Source organism: Rhizobium sp. PP-CC-3G-465, assembly GCF_004343445.1.
GTDB classification, from domain to species: domain Bacteria; phylum Pseudomonadota; class Alphaproteobacteria; order Rhizobiales; family Rhizobiaceae; genus Ferranicluibacter; species Ferranicluibacter rubi.
On record NZ_SLYH01000001.1, the window covers coordinates 131,154 to 145,241 of the forward strand.

The window sequence follows — 14,088 nt, forward strand, 5'->3', positions numbered from 1 at the left end:
CAAGCCAGAGAGGGCCTTCCTTCCCGCAAGCCCCTCAAACTCCACCGCACCGACCACGCCCACCGAACGAGGTGCCCCATGCTGACCGTCGACAACATCAACCTGCACTACGGTGCGGCGCAGGCTCTGCGTGGCGTCTCCATCACGGCGCCGATGGGCAAGATCACCTGCGTGCTCGGCCGCAACGGCGTCGGCAAGACCAGCCTTCTGCGTGCGGTCACCGGCCAGCATGCGACAAGCGCCGGCAAGGTCACCTTCAACGACACGGTCATGAACGGCATGGCGCCCTATAACCGGGCGCGGCTCGGCGTCGGTTTCGTGCCGCAGGGGCGGGAGGTGTTTCCGCTGCTCACGGTCAAAGAGAACTTGGAGTCCGGCTTTGCCCCCGTCGCCCGCAAGGATCGCTTCGTGCCGGAGGAGATCTTCGCGCTGTTCCCGATCCTCAAATCCATGCTCGGTCGGCGCGGGGGCGATCTTTCCGGCGGGCAGCAGCAGCAACTGGCCATCGGCCGGGCGCTCGTTACGCGGCCCAAGATTCTGGTGCTGGACGAGCCAACGGAGGGCATCCAGCCCTCGATCATCAAGGATATCGGGCGTGCGATCCAGTATTTGCGGGATTCCACGGGGATGGCGATTTTGCTTGTGGAACAATACCTTGACTTCTGCCGCGAGCTTGCAGACCATGTCTACATCATGGATCGTGGAGAGATAGTGCATGAAGGCCCGGCCGAAACGCTCGACACGCCGGAAGCCCGACGGCACCTTACGGTTTGATCGCGCAACCGATGCCTGAGCCCGTGCCGGAAGTGGTGGCGGCCGCGCCGCAGCGCGCTTTCGGCCGCGGGCGGCTGGTGGCGAAGTCGGCCGGCGGGCGGACGCGGCTGCAGGAGTTCTATCAGGAAGGCTGCGCCAAGCTGCGTCTGCCGACTATGTTCGATGGCAGCATGGAGGCCGTGCTGATCAACAGTTCCGGCGGGCTGACCGGCGGCGACGTGATGGACTGGCGTTTCGGCGCCGGCGCGGACACCGAGCTGACGCTGACGACGCAGGCCTGCGAGAAGATCTACAAGGCAAGCGCCGGCACGACCTCGGTGACGACGACCATCCGGGCGGAGGCGGGGTCCCGCGTTCACTGGCTACCGCAGGAGACGATCCTGTTCGACCGGGCCTCGATGACGCGGTCGCTCGAGGTCGATCTGGCAGCCGATGCCGAGTTTCTGGCCGTCGAGGCGGTGCTGCTCGGGCGCGCTGCCATGGGTGAGCGCATGCGCAGCGGCCTTTTTCGCGACCGGTGGCGCATCGTGAAGGGCGGCACGCTGCTGCATGCGGAGAACATGCGGCTGTCCGGCGATATCGACGCGCTGACCCGGCGGGCCTTTTCGCTGAGCGGTCATGTCGCTTTCGCCACGCTGCTCTTCACCGCGGCCGGCTGCGAGCGGTATCTGAAGCCTCTCCGCGAACTGATGGATCATGGTGCCGCCAGCGGGTCGGGTGGCGTCAGCCATGTCGTGGTCGGCGGTCAGGAAAAGCTCGTCGCGCGGATCGTGGCAAAGGACGGCTTCGCTTTGCGAAAAATCCTTGTGCCGATGATTTCGCACTTGCGCAGGAGCGCGTCTGTACCGAAAGTCTGGAGCCTGTAGAGAATGTCGAAGATGATGATGGATCGCGTCGCATGAACCTTACTCCCCGCGAAAAAGACAAGCTGCTGATCTCGATGGCGGCCATGGTGGCGCGCCGTCGGCTGGAGCGCGGCGTCAAGCTGAACCATCCCGAAGCCATCGCGCTGATCACCGATTTCGTGGTCGAGGGCGCGCGCGACGGGCGTTCGGTCCCCGACCTCATGGAGGCCGGCGCCCATGTCATCACGCGCGAGCAGGTGATGGAGGGCATTCCCGAGATGATCCACGACATCCAGATCGAGGCAACGTTCCCGGACGGAACGAAGCTCGTCACCGTTCACGAACCCATCCGCTGAGGTTTCCATGCTGGCGCTTCGACCCAATTGCGAATGCTGCGACACGGATCTGGCGGCCGATAGCCGCGAGGCGATGATCTGCAGTTTCGAATGCACGTTCTGCGCCGCCTGCGCGAGCGCCGTGCTCGGCGGGCGTTGCCCGAACTGTACGGGCGAACTCGTTCGCCGACCTGTGCGGCCGGCCGAAAAGCTGGTGAACAATCCCGCTTCCACGGAGCGCGTGGTGAAAGCCGGGGGCTGTGCTGCGGCGGCGTAATGCCGTGGCGACAGCATCCTCAGCCTGCCACGATTGCCGTGCAGCATGCCTATCGAGACCTTCAGGAGAGACAAGATGATCCCCGGTGAAATCCTTGCAGCAGAGGGCGAGATCGAGTTGAATGTGGGCTTGGAGACGGTGACGATCGAGGTGTCGAACACCGGCGACCGGCCGGTGCAGGTCGGCAGCCACTATCACTTCGCCGAGACCAATGCCGGTCTGACCTTCGACCGCGCGGCCGCCCACGGCAGGCGGCTGGACATTCCCGCAGGCACCGCGGTGCGCTTCGAGCCGGGGCAGACGCGCGACGTGACGCTCATTCCGTTTGCCGGCAAGCGGGAAGTCTATGGTTTCCGCCAGAAGGTCATGGGTGCGCTCTGACATGGCAATGCGGCTCGCTTATCCCGGCGCGGCACTGGCCTCGTGCCTGTTTCTCGGGGCAGGTGCTGCCTCGGCGGCTGGGCCGGATGATGTCGATTGCAGCAAGGCGATGACCCAAAGCGACATGACGGCGTGTTCGCAACAGGATTACGAGACCGCGGACGTGGCGTTGAACGCGGCGTATCGCAAGACGATGGCGCGTGCGCAGGCGATGGACAAGGATTTCGCCGAGATCGGCGACACCATGGTTGGTGCCGTCGAGGCCCTGAAGACCGCGCAACGCGCCTGGATCGCCTATCGCGACGGCCAGTGCGAGTTGGCCGGGTTCGAGGCACGAGGCGGAACCATGGAGCCGATGCTGGTGGCGGGTTGCCTTGCGGACCTCACCACCAAGCGGACGGACGAGCTGAACGCGGCGCTGGCCGATCGCTGATCGTCGCGACGGCGGTTCGAGAATGAAGCAGGCTGCAGGTTCGACCGGTCTTTCAGGATGGGAAGCCGGCAGGATCGACGGGCGGCAGGAAACCGAGGGCAGAACGCTGTGAAGACCGGTGCGCGCATCGTGATCGTTGGCAATGGGCCGGTGCCGGACAGCGCCGCCAACGAGATCGCGTCTGCCGATTGCGTCATCCGTTTCAACGATTGCCGCTCGTATCGCCCGGGCGAGCGCACCGATATCGTCGCGGTCTGCAACACCGGCCGGCCGGCGAAGACGATGCTGGGAACGTCGGTTCCCTCCGCCCTGCACCCCACCATCCTGCCGACGGCTTGGGCGGCGCATCCCGCGGTGGTCGAGGCGACCGGCATCTGGTGTGTTCGCAACCCCGCTGTTTTTGCGGCGCTCCGGGCACCGCTCGCCATCACGCATCCGGAGCTCGATGATTTCTGCGACGACGAGACGGCGGGGTTCGAGGCCTTTGCGCTTGCGGCCGGCAAGGCGTTCCGGGTTCTCGATGCGGAAACCCAGCGGTTCCTGGAGACCATTCTCGCAAGCTTTTCGCCCGCCCCCTACATCGTGCCGAGCAGCGGCATCGTCGTCATTGCCGATATACTCGGCGCGCATCCCGCAGCGGATATCGCGCTTGCCGGCTTCGCCCATGTCGGCTGGGAGGGACATCCCTTCGCAGCGGAGGCGCAGCTGGTCGATCGCTGGATCGCCGAGGGCCGGCTCCGGCGGCTGGATGCGGCGCCGGCATTGTCTCTCGCGGCCGGGAGCTAGGAGCACGCCATGGGCGAGACGGTCAGGATCAAGGCAGGCACGATCACGGTTCCCGAGTCGGTGCTGAAGGCACTCGGCCTGAAGGACGGCGACGCGGTCGAGTTCGTTGCCAACGAGGCTGGTGCTGTCGAAATCCGCAAGCCGGGGAAGAGTTTTGAGGATTTGCGAGGGATCGTGACGTTGGAGCGGCCGATCACCGGCGAGGAACTGGATGACTGGATCAGGGAAGCCCGAAATGCCGGTTTTCGGGAGAGCGGGGAATGATCGGTCTCGACACCAACATGGTGATGCGGTGGTTGGCTCTCGGCTCGATCACCGACGCCGAGGGCGTGAAGCAGGGCGAGCAGGCGACAGCCTTTCTCAAGCAGGAGATCGCGCCCGTCTTCATCAATCACGTCGTTCTCGTCGAGGTCGTTTGGCTTCTGCGGCAGAAGGTGAAGATGGCGCGGCCCGCGGTTTCCGCGTTCATTTTCGACATGCTGAACCGACCGCGGATCGTCATGCAGGATCGCGATGCGGTCATCGCATCCCTGCGTTCCTATGAACTTCATCCCGGCCACTTCGCCGACCACCTGATCGGCGAGATCAACAGCCGCAATGGCTGCCGGACCACCTATACCTTCGATCGTGCTGCGGCGCGGTCGCCCCTTTTCTCCGAACTTTCGAGGTAGACCATGTCCTACAAGATGTCCCGCGCCGCCTATGCCAACATGTTCGGCCCGACGACGGGTGACCGGGTGCGGCTGGCGGATACGGAGCTGTTCATCGAGGTGGAGAAGGATTTCACCACCTATGGCGACGAGGTGAAGTTCGGGGGCGGCAAGGTCATCCGCGACGGCATGGGGCAGAGCCAGGTGACGCGGGCGGATGGCGCCGTGGACACCGTTATCACCAATGCGCTGATCGTCGATCACTGGGGCATCGTGAAGGCCGATATCGGGCTGAAGGACGGGCTGATCGTCGCCATCGGCAAGGCCGGCAATCCCGATACGCAGCCGAACGTCGACATCATCGTCGGGCCCGGCACGGAGGCGATTGCGGCAGAGGGCAAGATCATCACCGCCGGCGGCATGGACAGCCACATCCACTTCATCTGCCCGCAGCAGATCGAGGAGGCGCTGATGTCCGGCCTCACCACCATGCTCGGCGGCGGCACTGGTCCGGCGCACGGCACGCTCGCCACCACCTGCACGCCAGGGCCTTGGCATCTGGCGCGGATGATCGAGGCGGCCGATGCCTTTCCGATGAACCTTGCCTTTGCCGGCAAGGGCAATGCCTCGCTACCCGGCGCGCTGGTGGAGATGGTGCTCGGTGGCGCGACGTCGCTGAAGCTGCACGAGGATTGGGGCACGACGCCGGCCGCCATCGACTGCTGCCTGTCGGTGGCCGACGAATACGACGTGCAGGTGATGATCCACACGGACACGCTGAACGAGAGCGGCTTCGTGGAGGATTCCATCGCCGCGCTGAAGGGCCGCACCATCCATGCCTTCCACACGGAAGGGGCGGGCGGCGGCCATGCGCCGGATATTATCAAGATTTGCGGCCAGCCGAACGTCATCCCGTCTTCGACCAATCCGACGCGGCCCTACACGATCAATACGCTGGCCGAGCATCTCGACATGCTGATGGTCTGCCATCACCTGTCGCCGTCGATCCCCGAGGATATCGCCTTTGCCGAAAGCCGTATCCGCAAGGAGACCATCGCGGCCGAGGATATCCTGCACGATATCGGCGCCTTCTCCATCATCTCGTCCGACAGCCAGGCCATGGGCCGCGTCGGCGAGGTGGCGATCCGGACCTGGCAGACGGCCGACAAGATGAAGCGGCAGCGTGGGCGCCTGCCGAGCGAAACCGGCGACAACGACAATATGCGGGTGAAGCGCTACATCGCGAAGTACACGATCAACCCGGCCATCGCGCATGGCCTCAGCCACGCGATCGGCTCGGTAGAGGTCGGCAAGCGAGCGGATCTCGTGATGTGGAACCCCGCTTTCTTCGGCGTGAAGCCGGATATGGTGCTGCTCGGCGGCATGATCGCAGCGGCACCCATGGGCGATCCGAACGCCTCCATTCCCACGCCGCAGCCGGTGCACTACCGGCCGATGTTCGGCTCGTTCGGCAAGGCGCGCACCAACTCTTCCGTGACATTCGTGTCGCAGGCGTCTCTCGATGCCGGCCTTGCGGCAAAGCTCGGCGTGGCGAAGACGCTGATGGCGGTGAAGAACACGCGCGGCGGCATCGGCAAGGCCTCGATGATCCACAACAGCCTGACGCCGGTTATCGAGGTGGATCCGGAGACCTACGAGGTGCGCGCGGATGGTGAACTGCTGACCTGCGAGCCGGCGACGGTGCTGCCGATGGCGCAGCGCTATTTCCTGTTCTAGATGCTCGTGACCGCCACATCGAAGCCTTGCCGGAAACGCGCAGCCAATACCGTGTCGGCATGACGAGGCTGCGCAAGGTCTTGCGGAGGCTTTCGCTCGGTCTTCCGTTGCTGGTTTTGCTGCTCGCGCTTGCGGCAGGTCTCGGCACCATCGTGCCGCAGCCGTTCTTTGCATCACGGGAAGGGGAAGGCGGGGAGACGCGGCGCATCCTCGTGCTCTCCAACCCGATCCACACCGATATCGCCATTCCGGTGGATGCGGAAAGCCTGGCGCGGTTTCCGTTTCTCAGCGCGAGCGGCGTTCCGGTCGATGATCCCGCGGCGCGGTGGATCATCTTCGGCCGGGGCGGGCGTACCTTCTATCTGGAGACGCCGACCTGGGCAGACCTGAAGCCGCTGCCGTTGCTGCGCGGGCTGACGCTCGATCGGGCCGTGCTGCATGTGGATGTCGTCGGCGCGCTTGCCGAACCGTCGCCGACCGTGCAAGGCTTCGACATCGGACCGGCCGGCTATAAGCGGCTGCTCGACATGATCGCGGCAAGTTTTGCGACGCAAGACGGGCAGGTCGTGCCTGTGCCCGACGTGCGCTACGGGCAGAACGACCGGTTCTTCGAGGCCACCGGCGGGTTCACGGCGCTGGCCGGCTGCAACACATGGACGGCGCGGGGCCTGAGGGCCGCGGGCCTGCGCACAGGATTGTGGAACCCGCTGCCGGTATCGATTGCCTTTTCTCTCACGCAATTCAACTGATCGAGGTCACCATGCCCTATCGCTCCACCTCCATCCTCTCCCCGGCACCGGCCGATATCACGCCGGTTGCGGTGTTGCGCCTCCCGCACGATCAGCGGCATCTACGGCGCAAGCTCCTGCACCTTCCGGATGACGATGTCGTCATGCTGGACCTGAAGCAGGCCGTGATGCTGGCGGATGGCGATGCGCTGGCGCTGGAGGGTGGCGGCTATATCCTCATCGCCGCCGTGGAGGAGCCGCTCTACGAGATCCTGCCGCGCGACCGGCTTCACCTGATCGAGCTCGCCTGGCATCTCGGCAACCGACACCTGCAGGCCGAAATCCGCGAGGACCGCATCGTCATCCTGCGCGATCCGGTCATCCGGGCCATGCTGATCGGGCTCGGCGCCGAGGTGAGCGATGTGACGGCGCAGTTCCAGCCGATGCGCGGCGCTTACCACAGTGGGCATGATCATGGGTCTCATGATCAGAGCGGGCACGAGCACGGGAAGCATGACCATGCCGGGCACAGCCATGACCATCACGATCACGACACGCATGGCCATGACGGAAAAGGGCACCACCACCCCCATGACTGACATGCTCACGGACGGGCAGAAACAGCCATCGGCTTCGGGCGGGACGCAGGCCCTGCTCCGGCTGATCACCTGGATGTCGCCGGCCTTCCCCATCGGTGCCTTCTCCTATTCGGCAGGGCTCGAGCAGGCGGTGGCGGATGGCAGTGTTGCAGATGCGGCCTCGCTTCAGGATTGGTTGTCCGGCGCCATTGCCGAGGGTGCCGTCTGGAACGATGCGGTGCTGTTGGCGGAAAGCTATCGTGCGGCTGAGGACGTCCAGCGGCTTCACGCGGTCGCTTCGCTGGCGGAGGCGATGACCGGGAGCCGGGAGCGGCAGATGGAAACGATGCTGCAGGGCGAGGCCTTCGTTGCGGCGGCCTCGGCCTGGCCGACGGTTGGCGGTGACATGCCTTTGCGCATGGCCTATCCGGTTGCTGTCGGTGCGATCGCCGGTGCGCATGCGACAGGCGCCGAGCCTGCGATTGCAGCCTATCTGCATGCGACGGCATCCAATCAGGTCTCCGTCGCGATCCGCTGCGGCGTCCTCGGGCAGCGTGCGGGGGTGGCCGTGCTGGCGGCGTTGGAAGGCGAGATCGCGGCGACGGCCGCGCGCGCGGCGGCAAGTTCGCTGGACGATCTCGGTTCTGCGGGACTTCTCGCGGATATCGCAGGTATCCGGCATGAGACGCTGCCCTCGCGGCTGTTCCGCTCGTGAGGACGGATATGCATTCCTGCCGAGCGGCATCTCTTTCACCCGGTCCAGAGCCTTTCCGAAAAAGGACAGGCTCACTCTCTTCGTATCGACGCAGCGTCCGACGTCCAGGCGGACCTGCTGACCTCGACATGCGTACCTGAAAGGACAATCTCATGGCATCCTCCAATGGCCCCCTCCGCGTCGGCATCGGTGGTCCGGTCGGCTCCGGCAAGACGGCGCTGACGGATAAGCTCTGCAAGGCCATGCGCGACAGATGGTCGGTCGCGGTGGTCACCAACGACATCTACACGCAGGAAGACGCCGAAGCGCTGGTGCGCATGCAGGCGCTGCCCTCCGACAGGATCGTCGGCGTGGAGACGGGCGGTTGCCCGCACACGGCCATCCGCGAGGATGCGACGATCAACCTGCAGGCCATCGCCGACCTCAACCGCCGCATTCCCGACCTCGACATCGTCTTCATCGAATCCGGCGGCGACAATCTCGCAGCGACCTTCTCGCCCGATCTCGCGGATATCACGCTCTACGTCATCTCTGTCTGCCAGGGCGAGGAAATCCCCCGCAAGGGCGGCCCCGGCATCACGCGCTCCGATCTTCTCGTCATCAACAAGATGGATTTGGCCCCTTACGTCGGTGCCGACCTCGACGTCATGCAGCGCGACGCCGACCGCATGCGCCAGTCCCGTCCGTTCGTGTTTTCGGACATGAAGCGCGGTGAGGGCGTGGAGCGGATCGTGGAGTTTTTGCGGGTTGAGGGCGGGTTGTAGAGTGGCCGGCTAGCTTTCCGGCAGTTCGTTCGGTCGGGGTGCGTGTCCGCCCCTCATCTGCCTGCCGGCATCTTCTCCCCGTTTTAACGGGGAGAAGGGACTTGAGGCACGACTTCACTCCATATCGAACTGCCGAGCATGCCACGTCCCCTCTCCCCGCGCGCGGGGAGAGGGCTAGGGTGAGGGGCTGCCGCGGTGCACAGCCTTACCGTCTACTCCGCCGCCAGCGCAGGATGCGTGACCACGGTGCCGCCGACGGCGCGGAGGGTGCCGGGGGAGGTGCGGTTTTCCAAACGGTCGATGCGGCTCTGCAAGGCTTCGATGGTTTCGGACTGCTCGGCGAGCTTTTCGGTCAACACCACGTTCTCCAGCGGCACGGTTTCTGCCTCCTTGCTTCCGACGAGGCGGCCGAAGGACCAGCCGAGGAGGCGGGAGAGGTCGTCCATGATCAGGAAGAACGAGGGCACGACGACCAGTGACAGGACGGTGGAGACGATGATGCCGCCGATGACGGCGATGGCCATGGGCGCGCGGAACGAGCCGCCTTCGCCCACGCCGAGCGCCGATGGCAGCATGCCGGCCGACATGGCGATGGACGTCATGATGATCGGCCGGGCGCGCTTGCGGCCCGCCTCCACCATGGCATCGACGCGTTCCATGCCGTGCCGCTTCATCTCGATGGCGAAATCGACCAGCAGGATGGCGTTCTTTGTGACGATGCCCATCAGCATGAGGATGCCGATGAGGACGGGCATGGAGAGCGCGTTGTTGGTGACGATCAGGCCGAGCGCGACGCCGCCGATGGCGAGCGGTAGCGAGAAGAGAATCGTGAAAGGCTGGATGACGTCCTTGAAGAGAAGGATGAGCACCACGAGCACCAGCAGCAGGCCGAGCAGCATGGCATGGACGAAGCCGGACTGCATTTCCGCCTGAACCTCGGCATCGCCGCTTTCGAGGAAGCGGACGCCTTCGGGCAGGCGGATCTCGTTGGCCGCCTGCTTGAAGCGGTCGGAGGCCGTGTTGAGCGCGACGCCGACGGGAAGGTCCGCGCCCATGGTGACGACGCGGAAGCGGTCGTAGCGCTTGATGGAGCTCGGGCCTTCCGAATAGGAAATATCGGCGACGCTGGAGATGGGCACGAGCGCGCCGGAGGCCGTCTGGATCTTGAGGTTGCGGATGGCGGCGAGATCGGTGCGCAGACCGGTGTCGATCTGCACGCGGATCGGGATCTGGCGATCATCGAGCGAGATCTTCGTCAGCGCCGCATCGATATCGCCGATGGTTGCGACACGCACCACATCGGAGAGCTGCGACGTGGTGATGCCGAGGCGCGACATGCGGTCGGCAAGCGGGCGCAGCTGCAGTTCCGGGCGGGGCAGGGCGCCGTCCGGGCTGACATTGGCGAGCGTCGGCTCGTCGCGCAGCTTGGCCTCCAGCAGACCGACAGCTTCGTTGAGGGCGGCGTCATTGTTGGAGAGAAGGTTGAAGGCGAGGTCGCGCTCGCCACGGTCGTTCAGCTTGAGAACGCGAACATCCGGGATCGAATGGATGGCGGCGAAAACCTGGGCTTCGATCTGCGACTGCGGAATGATGCGGCCAGCCGGCGGCAGCTTCGGCATATATTGTCCGACCAGCGGCAGGTTGCCGAGCAGCGTATTGACCAGCTTGTTGACGAGCGAATGGTCGAGCTTGTCCAGCATGACGGTGATGGTGGCGCGGCGCAGCTCGAGGTCGCCCTTCGGCGAGGCGCCACCGAGGACGAAGATGCCTTCGACGCCCGGGAAATCCTTGATCCGGTCGTAGATTTCCGCGCTCGTGCGGTCGGTATCTTCCAGCATTGCATCCGGCGGCAGCTCGACCGAGAGCACGATCCGCGAGGCGTCCTCCGGCGGCAGGAAGCTGCCGGGGACCGTGAGAAGCAGCATGACGGAGCCGACAAGGAAGGCGAGCGCCACGGACAGGGTGAGGTAGCGCATGTACCAGCGCCGCGTTGTGGCGGCGACCAGCCAAGTGTAGCCGCGCATGAACAGGCCGTCGCGCTCTTCGCCATGCCCGTCGCCATCGCCGGAGCGCATGAGATAGGCGGCCATGACCGGGGTGATCAGGCGGGCGACCATCAGCGAGAAGAACACGGAAACGGCGACCGTCAGGCCGAACTGGATGAAATACTGCCCGGGAATGCCCGGCATGAACGACACCGGCACGAAGACGGCGATGATGGTGAAGGTGGTGGCGATGACGGCAAGGCCGATCTCGTCTGCCGCCTCGATCGACGCCTTATAGGGCGATTTCCCCATCTTGATGTGGCGGGCGATATTCTCGATCTCGACGATCGCATCGTCCACGAGGATGCCGGTCGCAAGCGTCAAAGCAAGGAACGAGACAAGGTTCAGCGAGAAGCCGAGCAGGTCCATGATCCAGAAGGTGGGGATGGCCGACAGCGGCAGGGCGAGGGCGGAAATCAGCGTCGCGCGCCAGTTGCGCAGGAACAGAAGCACGACGGCGACGGCCAGCAGCGCGCCTTCGATCAGCGTGTGAAGGGCGGCTTCGTAATTCCCATAAGTGAAGTAGACGCTGTCGTTGATGAGCTGGATCGACACGCCGGGATTGGCGGCGCGGACCGTGTCCAGAGACTTCGCAACGGTTTCGGCGACGCTGACTTCGCTGGCGCCCTTGGAGCGGAAGACGGCGAAAGTGACGACGGGCGTGCCGTCGAAGCGCGAAAAGCTCTTCGGCTCCTCGTAGGTATCGGTGACGGTGCCGAGTTCCGACAGGCGCACGAAGCGGCCGTTCGGCATAGCGATCATCGTATCGGCCAGCGCCGAGACCGAGCGGGCGTCGCCGAGCGTGCGGATCGCCTGTTCGCTGCCACCGATCTGCCCGCGGCCGGAGCCGAGGTCGGTGTTCATCTTGCGCAGTTGCGCGTTCACGTCGGTCGCCGTGATGCCGTAGGAGTTCAGGCGGCTTTCGTTGAGCTCGACGCGCACCTCACGGTCGGCGCCGCCGTAGCGGTCGATCCGGCCGATGCCGGTCTGGCCCTGCAGCGAGCGCTTCACCGTATCATCGACGAACCAGCTGATTTCCTCCAGCGTCATGTCCGGCGCGGAGACGGCGAAGGTCTGGATCGCCTGTCCCTCGACATCGACCTTGGCGACGATCGGCTCCTCGATGCCGGCCGGCAGGTCGCCGCGGATGCGGTCGATCGCGTCTTTGGTGTCCTGCACCGCCTGATTGGTCGGGATCTCGATCTCGAACTGGACGGCGGTCGTCGAAAGGCCGTCGGTGATGGTCGAGGTGACGTGCTTGACCCCGGCGATGCCGGCCACGGCATCCTCGATCTCCTTGGTGACCTGCGTTTCCAGCTCGGCAGGGGCTGCGCCGCTCTGCGACACGGCGATGGAGACGATGGGCACGTCGATATTGGGGAAGCGCGTGATCGGCAGCGTGTTGAACGACTGATAGCCGAGGAACATCAACAGCACGAAGGTGAGGATCGGTGCGATCGGATTTCGAATGGCCCAGGCCGAAAAGTTCATGGCGGGTCGATCCTCGGTTGGTGGCCTCAGTTGGTGGCCGTCTTGTCGGTGGTTGCTGCTGCCTTGACCGGGGTGATGCGGTCGCCATCGCGGACATAGGCGCCGGCCTTTGCCACGACCTCGTCGCCGTCCTTGAGGCCGGAGAGGATCTCGATATAGCGGCCGTCCTGAATGCCCGTCTCGACGCGTGCCATCTCGACCACGCCGTTAAGCACCTTGCGCACCACGGTTTCGGTCTTGCCGCTGGTCACGGCTGTGAGCGGCAGGGCCAGCGCCTGCTTTTCCTCGATCGTGATGTCGGCGTTCGCATACATGCCCACGCGCGCTCTTTCGGGCTCGGCGATGCTGATGAAGACGGTGCCAAGGCGGGTGTCGGCGTCGACGGTCGGCGAGATCAGGCGGATCGTGCCGTTGAGCGTGACGCTGCTATCCGCAAGCTTCAGCTTGGCCTTCTGCCCGACTGCGAGCTTCAGGAGATCGCTTTCCGAGATGTCGGCGCGCATTTCCACCGCGCCATCGCGGATGATGGTGAAGAGCGGCTGGCTGGAGCCTGCGGCGATGGCGCCCACTTTCGCCGTCCTGGCCGAGACCGTGCCGGCCACGGGCGCCTTGATGACGGTGCGGGCGAGGCGGAGATCGACATCGGAGATCTGGGCTTCGACAACCTTGATGTCGGACTGCGCGACCGCGATCAGTTGCTCGGCGGAATTGACGCGGGCGAGCGCCACGGCCGCGGCGGCTTCCGTCTGGTCGGCAAGCGCTGTCGAGACAGAGCCGGCCTCCTTGAGCTTGGCATTGCGTGCGGAGACGCGGACGGCCTCCTGCGCATTGGCCTGCGCTTCCACCAGCTGCGCCTGGTACTGGGCGAGCGAGGCACGAGCCCTGGCAAGGTTCGCCTCATTCTCGCTGCGGGTCAGCAGCAGAGCGTCGTCGTTGAGCGTGGCCATAGTGCCGTCGGCCTTGACGGTATCGCCGATATCGACGGCGAGACTGCGGATCGACAGGCCTTCGACCAGCGGCTGCACCAAGGTTTCCTCGACGGCCTGGATGGTTCCCGTCGCGATGACACGGTCTATGACCGTCCGTATTTCGGCTTTGGTGACGACGATGGAGGGGTAGGCGGTGTCGGGTGCTGCCTGTGTTTCCGTTTTGGCCGGCGTTGCGTCCTGCGCCAGGGCCTCGCGCGTCAAGACGGGTGCCGCCGCCAGCAGAAGCGCTGTCAGAAGTGCGGGAACCCGCGCAGCCGTGCGCATGCCGTTTGCAAACGTACCTTCACCAGCCATCGGCCTGTCCTCACTGTCGAAATATGCTGAAAGGCGACTGTGTCGCCTTGCCGCCCCGTCATCTCCCAGCACGCGCCACGCCCCCGTGGCACTGCACCCTTGAGCGTCTATACCATCATCCCGTGTCGGATGCTTGTCGAAATGGAGGCGAAGGCCGCCCTCGCACGTCGCCGAACCCGCGCAAATGCGGCAGTCTTTACGGTATATGGCGTCGGGATCAGGCATTTTTCAGGCAGAACGCAAAACGCGCGACCGAAGCCGCGCGC

16 protein-coding genes are annotated in these 14,088 nt (G+C 65.0%); 14 read left to right on the forward strand and 2 right to left on the reverse strand.

The window, feature by feature from the left end:
* Positions 1–78: 78 nt before the first annotated feature.
* The 14 genes from urtE to ureG all read left to right on the forward strand — a co-directional run bounded on the left by urtE (position 79) and on the right by ureG (position 9,003).
* Positions 79–774 carry an urea ABC transporter ATP-binding subunit UrtE gene (urtE, locus tag C8J33_RS00560; RefSeq protein ID WP_110801805.1) on the forward strand — a complete coding sequence of 232 codons (696 nt, stop codon included), beginning with the start codon at positions 79–81 and terminating at the stop codon, positions 772–774.
* Positions 775–797: 23 nt separating this feature from the next.
* Positions 798–1,640 (forward strand): urease accessory protein UreD, encoded by an 843-nt coding sequence (locus C8J33_RS00565; protein ID WP_422038011.1) that lies wholly within the window; start codon positions 798–800, stop codon positions 1,638–1,640.
* A 32-nt stretch (positions 1,641–1,672) separates the two neighbouring features.
* The gene (locus C8J33_RS00570; protein ID WP_062591957.1) at positions 1,673–1,975 is read left to right on the forward strand and encodes an urease subunit gamma; all 303 of its coding nucleotides are present in this window, start codon (positions 1,673–1,675) and stop codon (positions 1,973–1,975) included.
* 7 nt (positions 1,976–1,982) lie between these two features.
* Entirely contained in the window at positions 1,983–2,231 is a 249-nt protein-coding gene (locus C8J33_RS00575) for a DUF1272 domain-containing protein (RefSeq protein WP_132447758.1), read from the forward strand.
* A 75-nt stretch (positions 2,232–2,306) separates the two neighbouring features.
* Positions 2,307–2,612 (forward strand): urease subunit beta, encoded by a 306-nt coding sequence (locus C8J33_RS00580; protein ID WP_110801803.1) that lies wholly within the window; start codon positions 2,307–2,309, stop codon positions 2,610–2,612.
* A 7-nt stretch (positions 2,613–2,619) separates the two neighbouring features.
* The gene (locus C8J33_RS00585) at positions 2,620–3,045 is read left to right on the forward strand and encodes a lysozyme inhibitor LprI family protein (RefSeq protein ID WP_132447979.1); all 426 of its coding nucleotides are present in this window, start codon (positions 2,620–2,622) and stop codon (positions 3,043–3,045) included.
* Positions 3,046–3,174: 129 nt separating this feature from the next.
* On the forward strand, positions 3,175–3,831 hold the full coding sequence (locus tag C8J33_RS00590; RefSeq protein ID WP_132664398.1) for a Urease operon accessory protein: 657 nt from the start codon (positions 3,175–3,177) through the stop codon (positions 3,829–3,831).
* Between the two features lie 9 nt (positions 3,832–3,840).
* The gene (locus C8J33_RS00595) at positions 3,841–4,095 is read left to right on the forward strand and encodes an AbrB/MazE/SpoVT family DNA-binding domain-containing protein (RefSeq protein WP_132662674.1); all 255 of its coding nucleotides are present in this window, start codon (positions 3,841–3,843) and stop codon (positions 4,093–4,095) included.
* Positions 4,092–4,502, forward strand: a complete 411-nt coding sequence (locus C8J33_RS00600; RefSeq protein ID WP_132662675.1) for a hypothetical protein — start codon at positions 4,092–4,094, stop codon at positions 4,500–4,502. The genes C8J33_RS00595 and C8J33_RS00600 overlap by 4 nt, the downstream gene beginning before the upstream one ends.
* A 3-nt stretch (positions 4,503–4,505) precedes the next feature.
* Entirely contained in the window at positions 4,506–6,218 is a 1,713-nt protein-coding gene (gene ureC / locus C8J33_RS00605) for an urease subunit alpha (protein WP_132662677.1), read from the forward strand.
* A gap of 59 nt (positions 6,219–6,277) precedes the next feature.
* Positions 6,278–6,967, forward strand: a complete 690-nt coding sequence (locus C8J33_RS00610) for a TIGR02117 family protein (protein ID WP_132662679.1) — start codon at positions 6,278–6,280, stop codon at positions 6,965–6,967.
* 11 nt (positions 6,968–6,978) lie between these two features.
* Positions 6,979–7,545, forward strand: coding sequence for an urease accessory protein UreE (locus tag C8J33_RS00615; protein WP_132662681.1), 567 nt, complete (start codon positions 6,979–6,981; stop codon positions 7,543–7,545).
* A gap of 1 nt (position 7,546) precedes the next feature.
* Positions 7,547–8,239 carry an urease accessory protein UreF gene (locus tag C8J33_RS00620; protein ID WP_245507120.1) on the forward strand — a complete coding sequence of 231 codons (693 nt, stop codon included), beginning with the start codon at positions 7,547–7,549 and terminating at the stop codon, positions 8,237–8,239.
* A 152-nt stretch (positions 8,240–8,391) separates the two neighbouring features.
* The gene (gene ureG, locus C8J33_RS00625) at positions 8,392–9,003 is read left to right on the forward strand and encodes an urease accessory protein UreG (protein ID WP_132662683.1); all 612 of its coding nucleotides are present in this window, start codon (positions 8,392–8,394) and stop codon (positions 9,001–9,003) included.
* 212 nt (positions 9,004–9,215) lie between these two features.
* Here the strand turns inward: ureG and C8J33_RS00630 are convergent, their stop codons facing one another.
* On the reverse strand, positions 9,216–12,539 hold the full coding sequence (locus C8J33_RS00630; RefSeq protein ID WP_132662685.1) for an efflux RND transporter permease subunit: 3,324 nt from the start codon (positions 12,537–12,539) through the stop codon (positions 9,216–9,218).
* 26 nt (positions 12,540–12,565) lie between these two features.
* Positions 12,566–13,792, reverse strand: coding sequence for an efflux RND transporter periplasmic adaptor subunit (locus tag C8J33_RS00635; RefSeq protein ID WP_132664400.1), 1,227 nt, complete (start codon positions 13,790–13,792; stop codon positions 12,566–12,568).
* Positions 13,793–14,088: the final 296 nt, after the last annotated feature.

Bases quoted from the DNA above. Each gene is read 5' to 3' on its own strand.
- C8J33_RS00630 (WP_132662685.1), bottom strand. From the start codon at position 12,539: ATGAACTTTTCGGCCTGGGCCATTCGAAATCCGATCGCACCGATCCTC.
- C8J33_RS00620 (WP_245507120.1), top strand. From the start codon at position 7,547: ATGCTCACGGACGGGCAGAAACAGCCATCGGCTTCGGGCGGGACGCAG.
- C8J33_RS00580 (WP_110801803.1), top strand. From the start codon at position 2,307: ATGATCCCCGGTGAAATCCTTGCAGCAGAGGGCGAGATCGAGTTGAAT.
- C8J33_RS00615 (WP_132662681.1), top strand. From the start codon at position 6,979: ATGCCCTATCGCTCCACCTCCATCCTCTCCCCGGCACCGGCCGATATC.
- ureG (WP_132662683.1), top strand. From the start codon at position 8,392: ATGGCATCCTCCAATGGCCCCCTCCGCGTCGGCATCGGTGGTCCGGTC.
- C8J33_RS00635 (WP_132664400.1), bottom strand. From the start codon at position 13,792: ATGCGCACGGCTGCGCGGGTTCCCGCACTTCTGACAGCGCTTCTGCTG.
- C8J33_RS00595 (WP_132662674.1), top strand. From the start codon at position 3,841: ATGGGCGAGACGGTCAGGATCAAGGCAGGCACGATCACGGTTCCCGAG.
- C8J33_RS00585 (WP_132447979.1), top strand. From the start codon at position 2,620: ATGCGGCTCGCTTATCCCGGCGCGGCACTGGCCTCGTGCCTGTTTCTC.
- urtE (WP_110801805.1), top strand. From the start codon at position 79: ATGCTGACCGTCGACAACATCAACCTGCACTACGGTGCGGCGCAGGCT.
- C8J33_RS00570 (WP_062591957.1), top strand. From the start codon at position 1,673: ATGAACCTTACTCCCCGCGAAAAAGACAAGCTGCTGATCTCGATGGCG.
- C8J33_RS00610 (WP_132662679.1), top strand. From the start codon at position 6,278: ATGACGAGGCTGCGCAAGGTCTTGCGGAGGCTTTCGCTCGGTCTTCCG.
- ureC (WP_132662677.1), top strand. From the start codon at position 4,506: ATGTCCTACAAGATGTCCCGCGCCGCCTATGCCAACATGTTCGGCCCG.
- C8J33_RS00575 (WP_132447758.1), top strand. From the start codon at position 1,983: ATGCTGGCGCTTCGACCCAATTGCGAATGCTGCGACACGGATCTGGCG.
- C8J33_RS00600 (WP_132662675.1), top strand. From the start codon at position 4,092: ATGATCGGTCTCGACACCAACATGGTGATGCGGTGGTTGGCTCTCGGC.